This is a genomic window from Bordetella tumulicola (assembly GCF_054779135.1).
This window is the reverse complement of sequence record NZ_BAAGYU010000007.1, coordinates 129,110-144,815: the sequence shown is the minus strand read 5'-3', so window position 1 is coordinate 144,815 and position 15,706 is coordinate 129,110. Positions and strand designations below refer to the sequence as shown.

At 58.8% G+C, this 15,706-nt stretch carries 14 protein-coding genes, 1 tRNA gene and 1 pseudogene; 4 read left to right on the top strand and 12 right to left on the bottom strand.

The features are described 5' to 3' along the window. The first annotated feature begins 414 nt into the window (after positions 1-414). Positions 415-1,587, top strand: a complete 1,173-nt coding sequence (locus tag ACYVDM_RS09075; protein ID WP_415786626.1) for a CaiB/BaiF CoA transferase family protein — start codon at positions 415-417, stop codon at positions 1,585-1,587. Positions 1,588-1,623: 36 nt separating this feature from the next. On the opposite strand, the gene ACYVDM_RS09070 is transcribed toward ACYVDM_RS09075, so the two are convergent. Beyond that, complete coding sequence (locus tag ACYVDM_RS09070) at positions 1,624-2,076, bottom strand: bleomycin resistance protein (RefSeq protein ID WP_415786628.1); 453 nt, start codon at positions 2,074-2,076, stop codon at positions 1,624-1,626. Between the two features lie 210 nt (positions 2,077-2,286). Continuing rightward, positions 2,287-2,492, bottom strand: a pseudogene (locus ACYVDM_RS09065) (integrase core domain-containing protein); the annotation flags it as partial. Positions 2,493-2,693: 201 nt separating this feature from the next. Here ACYVDM_RS09065 and ACYVDM_RS09060 point away from each other — a divergent pair. Next, positions 2,694-3,122: an ester cyclase gene (locus tag ACYVDM_RS09060; RefSeq protein ID WP_415786630.1), complete on the top strand. Its 429-nt coding sequence runs from the start codon at positions 2,694-2,696 to the stop codon at positions 3,120-3,122. 1,391 nt (positions 3,123-4,513) lie between these two features. On the opposite strand, the gene ACYVDM_RS09055 is transcribed toward ACYVDM_RS09060, so the two are convergent. The 10 genes from ACYVDM_RS09055 to ACYVDM_RS09010 form a co-directional block, all read right to left on the bottom strand. Further along, a tRNA-Pro gene (locus ACYVDM_RS09055) sits at positions 4,514-4,590 on the bottom strand. Between the two features lie 78 nt (positions 4,591-4,668). Continuing rightward, positions 4,669-5,112, bottom strand: coding sequence for a MerR family transcriptional regulator (locus ACYVDM_RS09050; protein ID WP_415786632.1), 444 nt, complete (start codon positions 5,110-5,112; stop codon positions 4,669-4,671). Positions 5,113-5,169: 57 nt separating this feature from the next. After that, the gene (locus tag ACYVDM_RS09045) at positions 5,170-5,511 is read right to left on the bottom strand and encodes an integration host factor subunit alpha (protein ID WP_415786634.1); all 342 of its coding nucleotides are present in this window, start codon (positions 5,509-5,511) and stop codon (positions 5,170-5,172) included. A gap of 3 nt (positions 5,512-5,514) precedes the next feature. Continuing rightward, complete coding sequence (gene pheT / locus ACYVDM_RS09040; RefSeq protein ID WP_415786636.1) at positions 5,515-7,932, bottom strand: phenylalanine--tRNA ligase subunit beta; 2,418 nt, start codon at positions 7,930-7,932, stop codon at positions 5,515-5,517. Positions 7,933-7,945: 13 nt separating this feature from the next. Continuing rightward, a complete protein-coding gene (pheS, locus tag ACYVDM_RS09035) occupies positions 7,946-8,968 on the bottom strand; it encodes a phenylalanine--tRNA ligase subunit alpha (protein ID WP_415786638.1) in 1,023 nt (340 codons plus the stop codon). Positions 8,969-9,117: 149 nt separating this feature from the next. After that, positions 9,118-9,477, bottom strand: coding sequence for a 50S ribosomal protein L20 (gene rplT / locus ACYVDM_RS09030; RefSeq protein ID WP_415786640.1), 360 nt, complete (start codon positions 9,475-9,477; stop codon positions 9,118-9,120). A gap of 15 nt (positions 9,478-9,492) precedes the next feature. After that, the gene (gene rpmI, locus ACYVDM_RS09025) at positions 9,493-9,690 is read right to left on the bottom strand and encodes a 50S ribosomal protein L35 (protein ID WP_415786642.1); all 198 of its coding nucleotides are present in this window, start codon (positions 9,688-9,690) and stop codon (positions 9,493-9,495) included. Positions 9,691-9,867: 177 nt separating this feature from the next. After that, on the bottom strand, positions 9,868-11,385 hold the full coding sequence (locus ACYVDM_RS09020) for a YifB family Mg chelatase-like AAA ATPase (RefSeq protein ID WP_415786644.1): 1,518 nt from the start codon (positions 11,383-11,385) through the stop codon (positions 9,868-9,870). Positions 11,386-11,539: 154 nt separating this feature from the next. Beyond that, entirely contained in the window at positions 11,540-12,727 is a 1,188-nt protein-coding gene (locus tag ACYVDM_RS09015) for an acyl-CoA dehydrogenase family protein (protein WP_415786646.1), read from the bottom strand. An 8-nt stretch (positions 12,728-12,735) separates the two neighbouring features. Beyond that, positions 12,736-13,692, bottom strand: coding sequence for a tripartite tricarboxylate transporter substrate binding protein (locus ACYVDM_RS09010; protein WP_415786648.1), 957 nt, complete (start codon positions 13,690-13,692; stop codon positions 12,736-12,738). A gap of 201 nt (positions 13,693-13,893) precedes the next feature. On the opposite strand from ACYVDM_RS09010, the gene ACYVDM_RS09005 reads away from it, so the two are divergent. After that, on the top strand, positions 13,894-14,610 hold the full coding sequence (locus ACYVDM_RS09005) for an SDR family oxidoreductase (RefSeq protein WP_415786650.1): 717 nt from the start codon (positions 13,894-13,896) through the stop codon (positions 14,608-14,610). 42 nt (positions 14,611-14,652) lie between these two features. Continuing rightward, positions 14,653-15,696 (top strand): cyclase family protein, encoded by a 1,044-nt coding sequence (locus ACYVDM_RS09000; protein WP_415786652.1) that lies wholly within the window; start codon positions 14,653-14,655, stop codon positions 15,694-15,696. The last annotated feature ends 10 nt before the right edge of the window (positions 15,697-15,706 follow it).

Genomic DNA, 15,706 nt, shown 5'->3' with positions numbered 1-15,706 from the left:
TGAAAAATGCGGCCGATTCGGCTCATCGACCATTTCAGTATTCTCTAGGCTCCACTTTGCCGCCACCCCCTTATTCCGCAACATGGAATATCGGTCAGCATCGAACCGAAGTGAGGATGCATATCAACGCCGGCCACCCGATCCACCGCACCCGAACATATTGCTCAGGCGTTTTGTCAACATGCTGACACCGAAAGCTCTGAGCTTGCACTGTCATGTATTGCACAGTTCGGAATACAGAAATTGTGATTGGCCGATATAGCGTTAATACTTTGTCTCTTACGCCATCAACGGTGAGAAACCAAGAATAGTTTTCTCTCGTGGAAGATATCGCACACCGCGGGCAACCGGGTATCGCCGCCGACATCGGCACCGAATGAGTCGCCACGTCACCAGAAGAGGACAATGACTGCCATGGGGCCACTCGCTAACCTGAAAATCATAGAGCTTGCCGGCATTGGCCCGACGCCAATGGCCGGCACGGTGCTGGCCGGCATGGGCGCAACCGTCCTGCGCGTCGACCGCACAGTCGTGGCCGATCTGGGCACGCCCAAAGGCGACATCCAGTATCAGCTACTTCGACGCAGTCGCGACAACATCCAGCTCGATCTGAAAAACCCAAAAGCAGTCGAACTGGTACTACGCTTGGTAAAAAGCGCCGACGTCTTGATCGAGGGCTTTCGGCCTGGGGTAACCGAGCGACTGGGATTGGGGCCAGACGTATGTCTGCAACGCAACCCTCGCCTGGTGTATGGGCGCATGACCGGCTGGGGCCAGGACGGCCCGCTCGCCCAGTCCGCCGGTCATGACATCAACTACATCTCCATTGGTGGCGTGCTCGATGCCATCGGACGAGCGGGACAGCCGCCGACAGTGCCACTCGCCCTGATGGGTGACATGGCTGGCGGTGCGATGTTCATGGTTGCCGGTGTGCTGGCCGCAGTGCACGAATCGTACAGCTCAGGCCTGGGCCAGGTGGTAGACGCGTGCATCGTTGAAGGTGCCATCAACCTCTCAACGTCCTTTTATGGAGCAATAGCCAGTGGCAGATGGTCGTTAGAACGCGGCACTAACATTCTGGATTCGGGCGCACCGTTCTACGACGTCTACCAGTGCCAAGACGACAAATGGATATCCATCGGGCCGATCGAGAAACGCTTCCATAACGAACTACTGCAACGCCTGGGCTTCGAGCCCCAAGAGTTCGGCCATCACATGGATCGAAGTAACTGGCCCCGTCTGCGCGAGGTTTTCGCGGCGACGTTCAAGACTCAACCCCGAGACGCATGGTGCGCGCTACTAGAAGGCACCGATGCCTGCTTCGCGCCGGTACTAAACATGTGCGAGGCACCGCAACACCCTCAACTAAAAGCCCGCGGCTCCTTCATTGAAATCGATGGCATAGTACAGCCGACGCCCGCCCCTCGCTTTTCACGTACTCCCAACCCGATCCCGCGCGTACCGGAAGTAGCAACACCGGACAACTTCGTCAGTGCGTTGGCGAAATGGCTACCTGAAGCCGAGATCAAAGATTGGCTCGCCGCCCTACTGAACAGTGATAGCGATCACCCCGAGCATCCCCTTTAACGCTGAAACTGGGCCGTATCGAAAATTAAATGAGACTCAAGGATGAGCGGGAATATGTTTGGCAGGTCGTTCGCCATGTCGTGATGAGAACCGCAATAGATACCCATCCGGGTCTTGAACAATAAATTGGCGAACACCCAGTTCCGTTGAATCCGCGCGATACCACTTAACCTCGGGTTCAAGAAAAAGTGCCCAGTCTGCACGCCGGAGATCGTCGACGATCGGATCAATGTCGCTCACGGTTATTTGAAGATTGACACCCCTGCCAAACGGTCGTTCCATCGGACCCGTGACCCAGTTTCTTATGATTCCTTGTTCCTCTAGCATCACCTGCGCGCCCGCTCGATCTAGATAAGTAAACCCCTCGTCCAATCTGCTATAGGCAACTGAAAAACCACACAGGCCCACCCAAAACCGAAGGCTCTGCGACAGGTTGGTAACGAGTAATTCGGGGACGACGGTTGCCCAACGCGGTTCCATGGTTTTCATTATTTGCATGTTGATTAGGGGGAGTGCGTTTCGGATCATACCCACCTGCAGTTGCGAACAAGACGAGACTGCAAAAGTAGAATAAAGTTGGTCACAGCGGCCAATTCGTGGGCAGCCTTATCTCACTCGATCATCACAGAACTGCGACGCGCAGTGGGACAAAAGTCACCAGAAATGAAAAGTGACCTGCCCCCGGACTTAGTACGGTTTCTAGATAGAGTCCAGGGTTAATAATTTTCGTTGTGTGTGGGCCTGAGCAAACTGCTCGGGTGTTAAATATCCAAGTGCGCTATGTGGCCTGTCGGTGTTGTACTCGACGCGCCAGTCCTCGATCAAGGATTGGCTTGGCGCAACGACATGAACCAGTGCTCGTTCAAGCATTCATCACGGAATTTCCCGTTGAAACTTTCAATGTACCTGCATCGGCCTCTTTGAGCACGCCAAGAATTTGTTCTTCCGTAAATCGCTTCTTCATTGCCGTTCTTTAAGAACGGACTCTACATCGATTTCGTACTAATCATGGGGAGCAGGTCAGGCAGACTCAGGCGGGGCGTGAAAGCCTCTTCGTTGACGCAAAGCAGGTACAAGTCGCGGTGCTATAGTGAAGATCAATCTAAATGTCCCGCCTCACCTTCAGAGCGCACTTAAAGGAAGCTACTGTGAGCAGCGAAAATCTCTCCAAAATATATAGAGACTACATCGCATGCCTGAATGAGCAAGCGTGGCCAGAGCTAGAACAATTTGTCCATGAAGACCTGCATTACAACAATCAACCCATTGGACTCTCAGGCTACAAAGCTCTGTTGGAAAATGACTACGTCCAAATCCCCGATCTCCATTTCAATGTTCAGCTACTGGTTGCGGACTCAGGCACTGTTGCCGCACGTTTAAATTTCGATTGCTCGCCAAAAGGTACATTTCTTGAACTGCCCATCAACGGGAAGAAGGTTCAATTCTCTGAGAATGTCTTTTATGAGTTTCTAGACGGGAAGATTCGAAACGTATGGTCGGTGTTAGACAAAGTAGCCATCGAGGCGCAGCTGTAAAAGGAACATGCCTGCTTCCGAAAACACAGGCAGTCAAGTTCCCAAAGGAAGAAGAGGCAGCTCGAGCGCCCAGAAAAAACCCCGCACATGGCGAGGCTCATAAATTCGGCTGACAACTCGACAGTCTGCGGGATTTATTATGATTCGGGCTAGACGCTTTGGCAACGAGTCTAGACTAAATAGTTGCTGCGCTTGCCATGTGCCGCTCTGGCATTGGCAAATACCCCATCTGAAACGATAGCTGCTTAGTCGCAAACTCCAGCCGGAAGCGATCTGCGACAAATAAGACGGAGAGATAGCGAGCGACTTCGCAAGTGATGCGGCGGTCCCGCGCGGGCTTTTCGTTAGGTAAGTTTTCAGATCCATGACCCAGTTCCGTTTTTACCAAACCGTATGGTCAAGTGTTTACTAATTTAGTGTCTTATAAACTTTGCCCATGAACATCCAAGATATTCGAAAGGCCAACCTCCGTGCGTGGACACAAATCCATGGCGTCCCAGCAAAGGAGAAAAGTTATTTTTCTCAAATTCTGTCGGGGACTGCGGCTATTGGGGAACGCGCGGCTCGACGCCTTGAACTTGGCTATCGAATGGGTTTTCCGCCTGCGGATACCACCTTGAAGAATTTGAGGTCCGTAGTCTCTACTTTTCTGAGGAGGCGGGCTTTTCAGACAATATTCTCGGCGATCACGCCCCGTTTGCGCTACTGTCGGCTAGAAATGCAAAGTACTTCGTCGAACTCGTTGGAACTATCGAGAAGTCCGCACGATTCGAGTTATTTAAGTTCCTCAACGTATCGTTATCCCAACTGGGAGAACAGAAGAGGACCAACGATTCAGCACATAGATCTAGAACCATAGACCGCCTCCGGGCGGTTTTCTTTTGCCTACCGAGTTGATGTGCCGCCAACTCCAACATCGACCGTGCCGTACATCTCCACGCTCCCCTCCGTCTGTCCTGCCTCATTCTTATGTGCGCATCCTGTCAAGCCCACAATCAGCAGTGCGACGGCAACAAAGCGGGGAAGGTTCTCAGAAATCATGCGGGCCCCCTCAAGCTGTTTTGAACCCCCATTCTATGCCACCCGCCCCACTCTAGAGTACGGCCAACGTCAGCCAGGCGCGTCACCCAGCGCAAGGGCCGGCGCCTCCTAGCGGTTTTCTTTTGGGCTATTGGGAGGGCTAATTTGTTAGCGCCGGTGTAATACCGAAGCGTGACGTCGCACTATTCTGCGGCCGAGATCGGCAAGTGGATCGAGTATGCAGACAAGATTGCAGCGACCACAACGCATACACCCGCATTGACGATGCTGAAGCGGCGGATTGCGTAGATGAAGTCACGCAAAAGGAAAAGGGAGTTAGTGACTAATATCACTAACTCCCTCGGTATTGCTGGTCGGGACGGCGGGATTCGAACTCGCGACCCCTTGCACCCCATGCAAGTGCGCTACCAGGCTGCGCTACGCCCCGAAAGAAAAAGAGTATATCAGAACTAAAAAAGGCCTGCATCGAAATGCAGGCCTTTTTGAAAGGGGAACGCGAAATTTTTTACGATGCGTTGCCGCCTGATTGTGCAGCCGTATTGCCCTGCCCCGCGCTGCCCGACGACTGCGTGTTCAGCGCCTCGGCGAGCATCGCGGAGATGTTGCTCAACTCGTTGCGCAAGGACTGAATCTCCGCGCCGCTCAGGCGTACGGCGGCGTCTTGATCATGCACGGTATCGCGTGAGTCGCCGAGACGATTGCGCGCGCCGCTGATCGTGAAGCCTTGCTCGTAGAGCAAGGAACGAATACGGCGGATCAGCAGGACTTCGTGGTGCTGATAGTAGCGACGATTACCACGGCGCTTGACCGGGCTCAGCTGCGTGAATTCCTGTTCCCAATAGCGAAGCACGTGTGGCTTGACGAGACAAAGATCGCTGACCTCACCAATGGTGAAGTAACGTTTGGCGGGAATGGGCGGCAGCGCAACGGAGGGTTCGGGACGAGTCATAGGGGGATTTTATGCCGTGATAGACGATAAGCCGATAACAATTGCCGACAAAGCGTATCACTCCGCGTGAGGATTCGCAGTCGCCGGCTCTACTTGTTCGACCACACTTTTCAATTTTTGGCTGGCATGAAACGTGACGACACGCCGTGCCGCGATGGGTATGGTCTCGCCTGTCTTGGGGTTGCGCCCGGGACGGGGGGGCTTGTTGCGCACCTGAAAATTGCCAAAGCCCGAGAGCTTGACAGCGTCGCCGCGCGCCAGGGCATCGCGGATTTCTTCGAAGAAAGTATCGACGATGTCTTTGGCTTCGCGTTTATTCAGCCCCACTCGCTCGAACAATAACTCAGCGAGTTCGGCTTTCGTCAGCGTACGTGCCTCGGCAAGCATAGCGGTCCTCATGGTTCAAGTACGTTGGCGTGCGCCGTGGGCGCTGACCAGGGCCTGAGTGATTCGGGCCAAACAATCGGCAACGCGGGCTTCGTCCAGCGTGACTTCAGTGTCCTGCAGCCAGAAACGGAACGCGAGGCTTTTTTCGGTGACGGGCCGGCCATGCTGAGGCTTGTCCCGCCATACGTCGAATAACTGCGCGTCCTTTATTACAGCCAATGTAGCATCTGCAGCGATTGTTGCGGTCACTGTATCCAATATGGCCTGCGCGTTGACCGGCAAATCGACCCACAGCGCCAGGTCGCGAACCACGACGGGTTGACGCGACAGCTCGCGTACCTGGGGCAGTTGACCCTGTGACAGGGCGTCGACCTCGAGCTCGAAAACCACGGGCGCGTGCGGCAGATCGGCTTGTTGCGCCCAACGCGGGTGCAGTTCACCGATCCAGCCGACCGGCTGGCCATCGAGGTCAATACGCGCGCTGCGGCCCGGATGCATCGCGGGATGTTCTGCCGCCTCGAAACGCAGTCCACTGGCACGGGCGCCGAACAACGCCAGTACATCCATTTTGACGTCGTAAAAGTCAACCTGGCGTATCGGCGTGCCCCACTGCTCTTCGACGGAGGGCCCCCAGGCAGCACCGGCCAAACGCAATGGCTGGCGGACACCGGCGACCGCGAGCGGGCCGTCTTGCTGGGCCGCATCGCGCAGGAACACGCGACCCAGTTCGAAGACGCGGACGCGCGATTGCTTGCGGTTGGCGTTGTAGTGGATGTTGGCCACCAAGCCGGCGATCAAGCTCGAACGCATGACCGACAGATGGCTCGCGATCGGGTTGAGCAGGCGCACGGGATTGTCATTACCAGCGTAATCACGTTCCCAGTCGGCCTCGACAAAGCTGTAGTTGACGACCTCTTGGTAGTCTTGGGCTGCGGCGAGACGGCGCAAGGTATGCGGGCCACGGCGATCTTCGGGTTGCGAGAACATCTCGGCGCGCGCCATGGGCGGCACACTGGGCAGACGCTCGAAACCGTAGATACGGGCGACTTCTTCGATCAGGTCTTCTTCGATCTCGATATCGAAACGATAGGAAGGCGGCTCGACCGTGAAGTCATCGCCCTCGACCTGGAACGACAGACCCAGGCTCGAGAAGATCTGTGCGACCTCGGTTTGCGTCACGTCGACACCCAGCACACGGTGGCAACGCGACAGGCGCATGCGCACGGGTTCGCGACGCGGCAGATTGACGATCTGGTCATCGACGGGGCCGGCTTGGCCGCCGCAGATATCGATGATCAGGCGCGAGATGAATTCCAGGTGCTCGGGAATGCTGGCGTAGTCGACGCCGCGCTCGAAGCGATGGCTGGCTTCGGAGCTGAATTTGTAGCGACGTGCGCGACCGGCGATGGCCTCGGGCCACCAGAACGCCGCCTCGACATAAATATTGGTGGTGTCTAGCGTCACGGAGGTGGCTTCGCCCCCCATGATGCCGGCCAGGCTTTCGACTTGATCGCCCGCGACCACCACGCCGACCTTGGGGCTCAGCTCTACGGTCTGGCCGTTGAGCAGCGTCAGGCTTTCGCCGTCGCGTGCCCAGCGTACATCGACGTCGCCGCCAATCTTGTCCAGATCGAACACGTGGGACGGGCGTCCCAATTCGAGCATGACGTAGTTGGAGATATCAACGAGCGCCGATACCGACCGCTGGCCTGCCCGTTCGAGGCGGTTTTTCATCCAAGCGGGCGTGGCGGCGCGTGCGTTGACGCCACGGATCACACGACCCGCGAAACGGCCGCACAGGTCGGGTGCGGAGACATTGACCGGCAGGCGATCCTGCAGCGACACGGGTACGGCAACGGCGGTGGGCACCGACAAGGGCGCGCCCGTCAGGGCTGCGACCTCGCGCGCCACGCCAAGAATCGACAGGCAATCGGCGCGGTTAGGCGTGAGCTTGAGGGTAAACAGCGTGTCGTCCAGATCGAGCGCTTCGCGCAACGACTGACCCGGGGCCAGGCTGCCGGGCAGCTCGAGCAGACCGGCGTGATCTTGGGACAGGCCCAATTCGCGCGCGGAACACAGCATGCCCGCCGAAGGCACGCCACGCATTTTAGCGACGCCAATTTGCATGCCACCGGGCAGTTCGGCACCAACACGGGCCAACGGTACAGTCAAGCCCTGCGCCGCATTGGGAGCACCGCAAACGATTTGCAGCAGTTCACCGGAACCATCATCAACCTGGCAAACACGCAGTTTGTCGGCATCGGGATGCGGCTCGATCGACACAATATGGGCCACGACCACGCCCGTGAAGGGCGGCGCGGCCGGCGCGGTTTCTTCGACTTCCAGGCCAGCCATCGTGAGGCGATGAGCCAGTTCGTCGGTTGTGATCTCGGGATTAACCAGGGCACGTAGCCAAGACTCAGGAAATTGCATGATCAGCCGTCGGTTATTCGTTGAACTGGCGCAAAAAGCGCAGGTCGCCTTCGTAGAACTGGCGCAAGTCGTTGACGCCGTAGCGCAACATCGTCAGGCGCTCGAGGCCGGAGCCGAACGCAAAGCCAATGTAACGCTCGGGGTCCAACCCGAAGTTGCGCACGACTTGCGGGTGCACTTGGCCCGAACCAGAGATCTCGAGCCAGCGTCCGCGATTGGGACCCGACGTGAACATCATGTCGATCTCGGCGGAGGGCTCGGTGAATGGGAAAAACGAGGGGCGGAATCGCACGACCAGATCGTCGCTTTCGAAGAAGCGGCGCAGGAAATCGGTATAGACGCCTTTCAGGTCGGCAAAGGAGATGTCCTCGGCGATCCAGAGCCCCTCGACCTGATGAAACATCGGTGAATGGGTGGCATCGCTATCCACGCGATAGGTGCGTCCCGGGGCAATGACTTTGATAGGCGGCTTGTGCATGCGGGCATAGCGCACCTGCATGGGGCTGGTGTGCGTGCGCAGCAGCAGCGGCAAGCCATCGCCGTCTTGCATGTCGACGTAGAACGTGTCCTGCATGGACCGCGCCGGATGATCCAGGGGATTGTTCAGCGCGGTGAAATTGGTCCAGTCGTTTTCGATTTCGGGACCGTCGGCCACGTCAAAACCGATAGAGCGGAAGATTTCCTCGACGCGTTCCCAACTGCGAGCCACGGGGTGAATGCCGCCCATGCCACGACCACGGCCCGGCAAGGTGACATCGATGGTTTCGGCAGCCAGGCGAGCATTGAGCTCTGCCTGCACCAGCTCGGCGCGGCGCTGGTTCAGCAGCGCTTCGATCTGCTGTTTGGCCTGGTTGATGCGCGCGCCCATGACGCGTTTCTGTTCGGGTTCGAGCTTGCCCAATCCCTTGAGCAGCATGGTCAGTGCGCCCTCTTTGCCTAGAAAGCGCGCTTTGGCATTTTCCAGGGCGGCAGCATCCGTTGCCGCAGCGAATCGTTCTCGGGCCTGGGAAACCAGGTCGTCAGCCAATAGAGTCATGGAACATAACCTAAAAAAAACCCCACACTGTGCCTGGCGGCTTGCTGCCCCCTTTGGGGGGTGTTTTGTCGAGGGCGATCATCCCCGACAAAATACAAACGGGGCCGATAAGCCCCGTTTGCAGCGATGCACGATACGATCAGCGCACGTTAGGCAGACAATGCTGCCCTGGCCTGCTGCACAATGGCGGCAAAACCAGCCTTGTCGCGCACGGCCAGATCGGCCAGGACCTTGCGGTCGAGTTCGATCGAAGCCTTTTTCAGACCAGCGATGAACACGCTGTAGCTCATACCCTGTTCACGCACAGCGGCGTTGATACGGGTGATCCACAGGGCACGGAACGTGCGCTTCTTGTTGCGACGGTCGCGATAGGCATATTGGCCTGCACGCATGACCGCCTGCTTGGCGATACGGAAAACATTACCGCGGCGGCCACGGTAACCCTTGGCGGCGGCAATGACTTTTTTGTGACGAGCACGGGCTGTAACACCACGTTTAACGCGAGGCATAGTGGATCTCCTTTATCAAGCGAAAGGCATCATGGCCTTGACGGAGGCCACATTGGTTTCATGGACCGCAGTCGAACCGCGCAGTTGACGCTTGTTCTTCGTGGTTTTCTTGGTCAGGATGTGGCGCTTGAAAGCATGGCCACGCTTGATGGATCCGCTGCCGCGAACCTGAAAGCGCTTTGCGGCGCTTTTCTTGGTTTTCATCTTGGGCATGATGATTCCTACGTTTGTTAATTTATATGGATACACAGGTGCCTGACGCACTGGCTGGCATTCCGCCCCGCCGGCACAACAAGACTTGCCGAACCTGGCACCACTTCTGTTTTCTCCCTGGCGAACCGGGGAAAGCCCTTGATTATATGGTGGTTTTGGGGCGATTGTCCAATTCAATTATCGTAGCCGACAACGATACTGCAGCGCCTCGGCCACATGACGGACCAGGACGCGGGGTTGTTCGTCCAGGTCCGCCACCGTGCGGGCCACTCTCAGGACCCGATGCGTGGAACGCGCCGAGCCATGCAGGCGATGCATGGCCTGGTGCAGCAGATGCTGGCCTTCGGTGTCGAGTTCGCAACAGGCATCGATATCCGACCCTTGTAGTTCCGCATTCGCGCACCCCTGGCGCTGCTGTTGCCGCTCTCGGCAGCGGGCTACGCGCTCTCGCACGGGCGCGGAAGGCTCGCCGGGCGGCTCGGTAAGGCAATCGGTGCCGGTGGCGGGCAGCTCGATCAAGAGATCGAGCCGGTCCAGCAACGGACCGGACAATTTCCCCACATAACGGGTGACCTGATCGGGCGTACAGCGACACGGCCGGCCCGGATGCCCTCGCCAACCACATGGACAGGGATTCATGGCGGCGATCAGTTGAAAACGGGCCGGGTATTGCACCGTATGCCTGGCCCTCGCGATCGCTACCCTGCCCGTCTCCAGCGGTTCGCGCAGCGATTCCAATGACCGGCGGTCAAACTCGGGCAATTCGTCCAGAAACAAGACACCGTGGTGTGCCAGGCTGATTTCGCCGGGACGCGGGTAGGCGCCGCCACCGATCAGCGCCGCGGCGGTTGCACCGTGATGCGGCGCTCGAAAAGCGGGCTGCCCCTGCAATACGGTTTGGCTGCCCGTCAACCCCGCCAGGGCCGCGGCCTCGAGCGCCTGCAGACGCGATAGAGGTGGCAATAGCCCCGGCAGCCGTTGCGCCAGCATGCTTTTGCCTGCCCCGGGCGGGCCTATCATTAATAGGCTATGCCGGCCTGCCGCCGTCACCTCGAGTGCGCGCCGGGCCATCGGCTGGCCCCGCACATCGGACAAACAGGGCGGCATGGCGGCCTCTGCCCAGGCCTTCGGCTGCGCGGCGGGCAACGCCGCACTGCCTGCCAGATGCGCGGCCACGTCCGCCAGGGTATCGGCCGCGAGCACCAACAAACCGGGTACCCACGCCGCCACCGCCGCGCTGACGGTCGGCAACACCATGGTGGCCCCCGGCTGATCGCGTGCGACGGCCAGCGCCAAGGCCAACGGCGCGCCAGCGGACACCAACGCGCCGGTCAGCGATAGCTCTCCCGCAAACACCATGTCCTGCAGGCCTTGCGGCGCGACGTCGCCACGCGCACCGGGCACGGCAATCTGGCCCGAGGCCAGCAGCACACCCAGCGCAATAGGCAGATCAAAACGCGCCGATGCCTTGGGCAGATCGGCGGGCGACAAATTGACGGTGATGCGGCCATTTGGAAATTCAAAACCGCTATTGAGAATCGCGGCGCGCACCCGCTCGCGGCTTTCCCGGACCTCGGTGTCGGGCAAGCCCACAACCGTAAAGGCCGGCAGCCCCGCCCCCAGATGGGTTTCCACGCGCACCGCCGACGCATCAGCGCCGGACAGAGCACGGCTGGCGAGTATGGCGAGAGTCATGGTGGCCCCAAATATCAAAGAGCCGCCAGTATGCGTAAGCCGGTGCCGCTTGGGCGGCGCTAGCAGGACAGCAATGTCACCTTTTCAGCCACAAAATAGCCATTGATGCCGACGCACGCTCATTTTGATCGCATGGCCGCCCCAAAAACGGCCTCTACCCCTTTTTCTCTTTCAGGAGTTCTCTGCTGATAATGAGCTTTTGTACTTCTGTCGCCCCCTCATAGATACGCAGCGCGCGGATATCACGATACAAACGTTCGAGCGGATGATTGCGTTTCACGCCCAGGCCGCCAAACATCTGCTGCATGCGGTCGATCACCCCTTGTGCGCTTTCGGTGGCGCTCATTTTTGCCATGGCCGTCTCGGCCGTTGGCGGTCTTTTTTGTACGTCGCGCACCCAGGCAGCCCGATAGGTCAACAGCGCGCTCTGGTCGATCTCGGTCGCGGCATCGCCAAAGGCGGCCTGGGTAAGCTGCAGATCGGCCAGGGCGCCGCCGAAAATCTGCCTACCCTTCGCGTGTACGAGCCCCTCGCTCAGCGCCTTTCTGGCAAAGCCCACTGCGGCAGCGGCGACGGACGTGCGAAACACATCCAGGGTCTGCATCGCCAATTTGAACCCTTGGTTTACCTGCCCCAACAATTGAGATTGCGGAACACGGCACTGGTCAAAGCGCAGTAAAGCCAGCGGGTGGGGCGAGATGACGTCAATCATCTCCTCGATCACCAGGCCCGGCGTATTGGCGTCGACAATAAACGCGGAAATGCCTCGTGAGCCGGCCTCCGGCTCGGTGCGTGCAAACACACAATAAAAGTCTGCAATGCCCCCGTTGGAGATCCAGGTCTTGTGACCATCCAGAATGTAATCATCACCGTCGAGTCGGGCAGCGCAACTCAGCGCCGCCACATCCGAGCCGGCATTGGGCTCCGAGAGCGCGAACGCGGCGATTTTCTCGCCGCGCGCGACTGCGGGCAGATAGGCCCGCTTTTGCGCGTCGGTTCCCGCCAGGCTGATCGCCCCACTGCCCAACCCTTGCATCGCGAACGCAAAGTCGGCCAAGGCGTGATGACCCGCCAGGGTTTCACGAACGATACACAGGCTCCTGGAGTCCAGTTCGGGCAACGCGCCGCCATAGGCGCCGTCCGGACCAGACGGCACGCAATACCGCAGCCAACCCGCCGCACCCAGATCAGCCACCAATTGGCGGCACGCCTGATCCACGGATGATTCGTCGATGTCACCCAGACTTTGCATGCACCAGGCATTCAGTGCTTTCGCCAATGCACGGTGCGACTCATCCAGAAAGGGCCATTCCAGCCAGGTATCGCTATACGCCTGCGTCATTGTTGTGATTACCCTTTGGTTGCGTACTGTTCGAGCAAAGGACGCCAGGTGGTCAAGGTGTCCTTGAGATAAGCGCCAAAGTCCTGGGCGCCGCGAAAGTCGACCTTGAGTCCGAACTGATCGGCGCAGTTGGCGAACTCGGGCGTTTTCGTGGCGCCTTGGAAGGCATTTTGCAGCTTTTCAACGATAGCAGGATCCATCTTTTTCGGGCCAGCGATACCTAGCAGGCTTGGCGCCACGAGGTCATACCCGAGTTCTTTGAGCGTGGGCGCGTCAAAGCCCTTCATCCGTTCATCGGTATAGACCGCCAACAGACGCAGTCGGCCATCTCGAACGTAGGGTACCCATTCTGCCGTTTGCGCCATGAAATCGACATCGCCGCGCATCAGCGCCGTGATGGCCTCAGGGCCGCTCTTGTAGGGCACGTGGGTCCATTTCGTGCCGGTTTGTTCCGCCAGCCGCTCGGACGTCAGGTGCTGCGGCGTGCCGATGCCCGCCGTGCTGTAGTTGAGTTCCCCTTTCGCTTTGGAGGCGGCGATCAGGTCTTTGACCGACTTATAAGGGGAATCCGCACGCACTAGCATCCCCACCTGATACTGCGCGACCATCGCAATCGGGGTCAGGTCGGTGGTGATGTCGTATTTGGTGCTGGGTGTCAGCACTTGGTTCAATAATCCGCCTGTCGAGAGCGAAGCGATGTGATAGCCATCCGCGGGCTGGCGAATGATGTAGCTCACCGACAGCGAGGAGCCCGCGCCAGGCTTGTTTTCGACAACGAGCGTCTGCCCGATATGCTTGGCCACATCCAGGGCCAGCGCCCGATTGCACACGTCGGTCCCGCCCCCCGCGCCATAGCCCACGACCAGCGAAATCGGATTTTCAGGGTAGTCGGCGGCCAATGCAACGTTCGCCAAGACCGGGGCGCATATCACGGCCAACCAGCGACATAGAGCTTTCAGTTTCATAGGGTGTCTCCTGTTTTTATCGCCATGAAAGGACCGGATCTATGCCGTGCCCATGGCCTGCCCGCTTATCGGACGTCGCCAATTTTGCATATTTAAAAGATCATATATATAGATGTTTGTACTAATATACTTAGCGGCGCGATCCCAATACGCTCTGCGCCATAACCTTGTTAAGCGCCCAACGGCCAAAAGGAGACTACAGTGAAGACAAAGCGAGTGCTGGTGACGGGCGCCAGCAAAGGAATCGGCCGCGCGATCTGCGAGCGATTGATTGAAGACGGCTACTCGGTGGTCGGCGTGGCCCGGACCCGCCCCGCCGATCTACCCGCCAATATCGAATTCCATGCGGTGGATCTCGCCGACTCGACGGCCCTGGATCAATTCCTGGCGACCGTCGGCACGCAACCCTTCTATGGTTTGGTCAATAACGTGGGGTTGGTGCCGATCGCGCACCTGGAAGACGTCCGCCTCGAGGACCTGCATCGCGCGGTTCAGCTCAATATCGAGACGGCCATCCGTTGCACGCAGCAATTGGCGCCCGCCATGAAAGCGGCGCAGCAAGGCCGCGTGATCAATATTGCCTCGCGTGCCGCGTTGGGCAAAGTGGGTCGCACGGTCTACAGCATGACCAAGGCCGGGCTGATCGGCATGACCCGGACATGGGCGTTGGAACTGGCCTCATCTGGGGTCACGGTCAATGCCATCGCACCCGGTCCCATTGCGACCGAGTTCTTTGCCAACGTCAATGATCCGAATGATGCCCCTACCCAATCGCTATTGGCCAGCATCCCCGTCGGTCGCGTGGGCCGTCCCGAAGAAGTCGCCCACGCGGCCTCCTATTTCCTGGACGAACGCTGCGGCTTCGTGACGGGACAAACCCACTTTGTATGCGGCGGCCTCTCCATCGGCGCGGCCTAGCACGAGATCAAACGGCTTAACCATATTTAAGGAGCGAAACAAATGACGCGTTGGACGAAACGGCCAGAAGGGTCGACTTGGGGTGATTTTGGCGAGAGCGACCAATTGGGTCGCGTCAATTTGCTCGGCCCGGAGCAGATTCTCAAGGGCGTACGCGAGGTGCGCGATGGACAGGCCTTTTGCCTGTCATTACCGCTGGATCTGCCGGGTGGCATGGTCTTGAATCCACGTCGCAAGCCCCCGCGCCTATCCGGCACGGAGCGCGATGGCGTGCCCTATATGAATTTCGCGATGGAAACCCTGGATGCATCGGCCATCGATGTGCTCAGCGACGATCAGGTCTTGATGTCCTTGCAGTATTCCACCCAATGGGATTCCCTGGCGCACGTGGGCGCCCAGTTTGATGCCGATGACAACGGCACGCCGCGCAAGGTGTACTACAACGGCTACGCGGCGGGCACCGATGTCCTCGACGCGCCGCACGCTGACGATCACGCAGACTGCTGCGGCAGCGGCGGCCACGCCATGGGCGCACTCAAGCTCGGCATTGAAAATTTTGCGGTCAAGGGCATGCAGGGCCGTGGCGTCCTGGTCGATTTCACGCGGCACTATGGCCGCGAGCGCAAGCTGATCGGCTATAACGAACTGGCCGCCATCCTCAAGTCTGACGGCATTACCGTCGAGCGCGGCGACATGCTCGTACTCCGAACGGGCTTTGCCGAGCTGATCACCGAGATGGCCGGACAGCCGGACCCGGATGTGCTGCACAACGCGTGTAGCGTCCTGGACGGCACGGACGAAAAGCTCTTGCAGTGGATCACCGACAGCGGTATCGCCGCGATTTGCGCGGATAACTATGCGGTCGAGGCCTACCCCGCGCGCGACAGACCGGGCAAGAAATCACTGCTGCCGCTGCACCATCACTGCCTCTTTAAATTGGGCCTGCCGCTGGCTGAGCTTTGGTATCTGAAGGATCTGGCACAGGCCTTGCACGCGAGTGGACGCAATCGATTCCTGTTGACCGCCCCTCCGCTGCGCCTGCCGGGAGCTGTGGGTTCGCCCGTCACGCCGATCGCGACGATCTAAGAGGAAAAAA

Coding starts and splice junctions, on each gene's coding strand:
- ACYVDM_RS09015 (WP_415786646.1), bottom strand. CDS start 12,727: ATGACGCAGGCGTATAGCGATACCTGGCTGGAATGGCCCTTTCTGGAT.
- rpmI (WP_415786642.1), bottom strand. CDS start 9,690: ATGCCCAAGATGAAAACCAAGAAAAGCGCCGCAAAGCGCTTTCAGGTT.
- ACYVDM_RS09000 (WP_415786652.1), top strand. CDS start 14,653: ATGACGCGTTGGACGAAACGGCCAGAAGGGTCGACTTGGGGTGATTTT.
- ACYVDM_RS09070 (WP_415786628.1), bottom strand. CDS start 2,076: ATGAAAACCATGGAACCGCGTTGGGCAACCGTCGTCCCCGAATTACTC.
- ACYVDM_RS09050 (WP_415786632.1), bottom strand. CDS start 5,112: ATGACTCGTCCCGAACCCTCCGTTGCGCTGCCGCCCATTCCCGCCAAA.
- pheS (WP_415786638.1), bottom strand. CDS start 8,968: ATGACTCTATTGGCTGACGACCTGGTTTCCCAGGCCCGAGAACGATTC.
- ACYVDM_RS09045 (WP_415786634.1), bottom strand. CDS start 5,511: ATGAGGACCGCTATGCTTGCCGAGGCACGTACGCTGACGAAAGCCGAA.
- ACYVDM_RS09075 (WP_415786626.1), top strand. CDS start 415: ATGGGGCCACTCGCTAACCTGAAAATCATAGAGCTTGCCGGCATTGGC.
- ACYVDM_RS09010 (WP_415786648.1), bottom strand. CDS start 13,692: ATGAAACTGAAAGCTCTATGTCGCTGGTTGGCCGTGATATGCGCCCCG.
- ACYVDM_RS09060 (WP_415786630.1), top strand. CDS start 2,694: ATGTCCCGCCTCACCTTCAGAGCGCACTTAAAGGAAGCTACTGTGAGC.
- pheT (WP_415786636.1), bottom strand. CDS start 7,932: ATGCAATTTCCTGAGTCTTGGCTACGTGCCCTGGTTAATCCCGAGATC.
- ACYVDM_RS09020 (WP_415786644.1), bottom strand. CDS start 11,385: ATGACTCTCGCCATACTCGCCAGCCGTGCTCTGTCCGGCGCTGATGCG.
- rplT (WP_415786640.1), bottom strand. CDS start 9,477: ATGCCTCGCGTTAAACGTGGTGTTACAGCCCGTGCTCGTCACAAAAAA.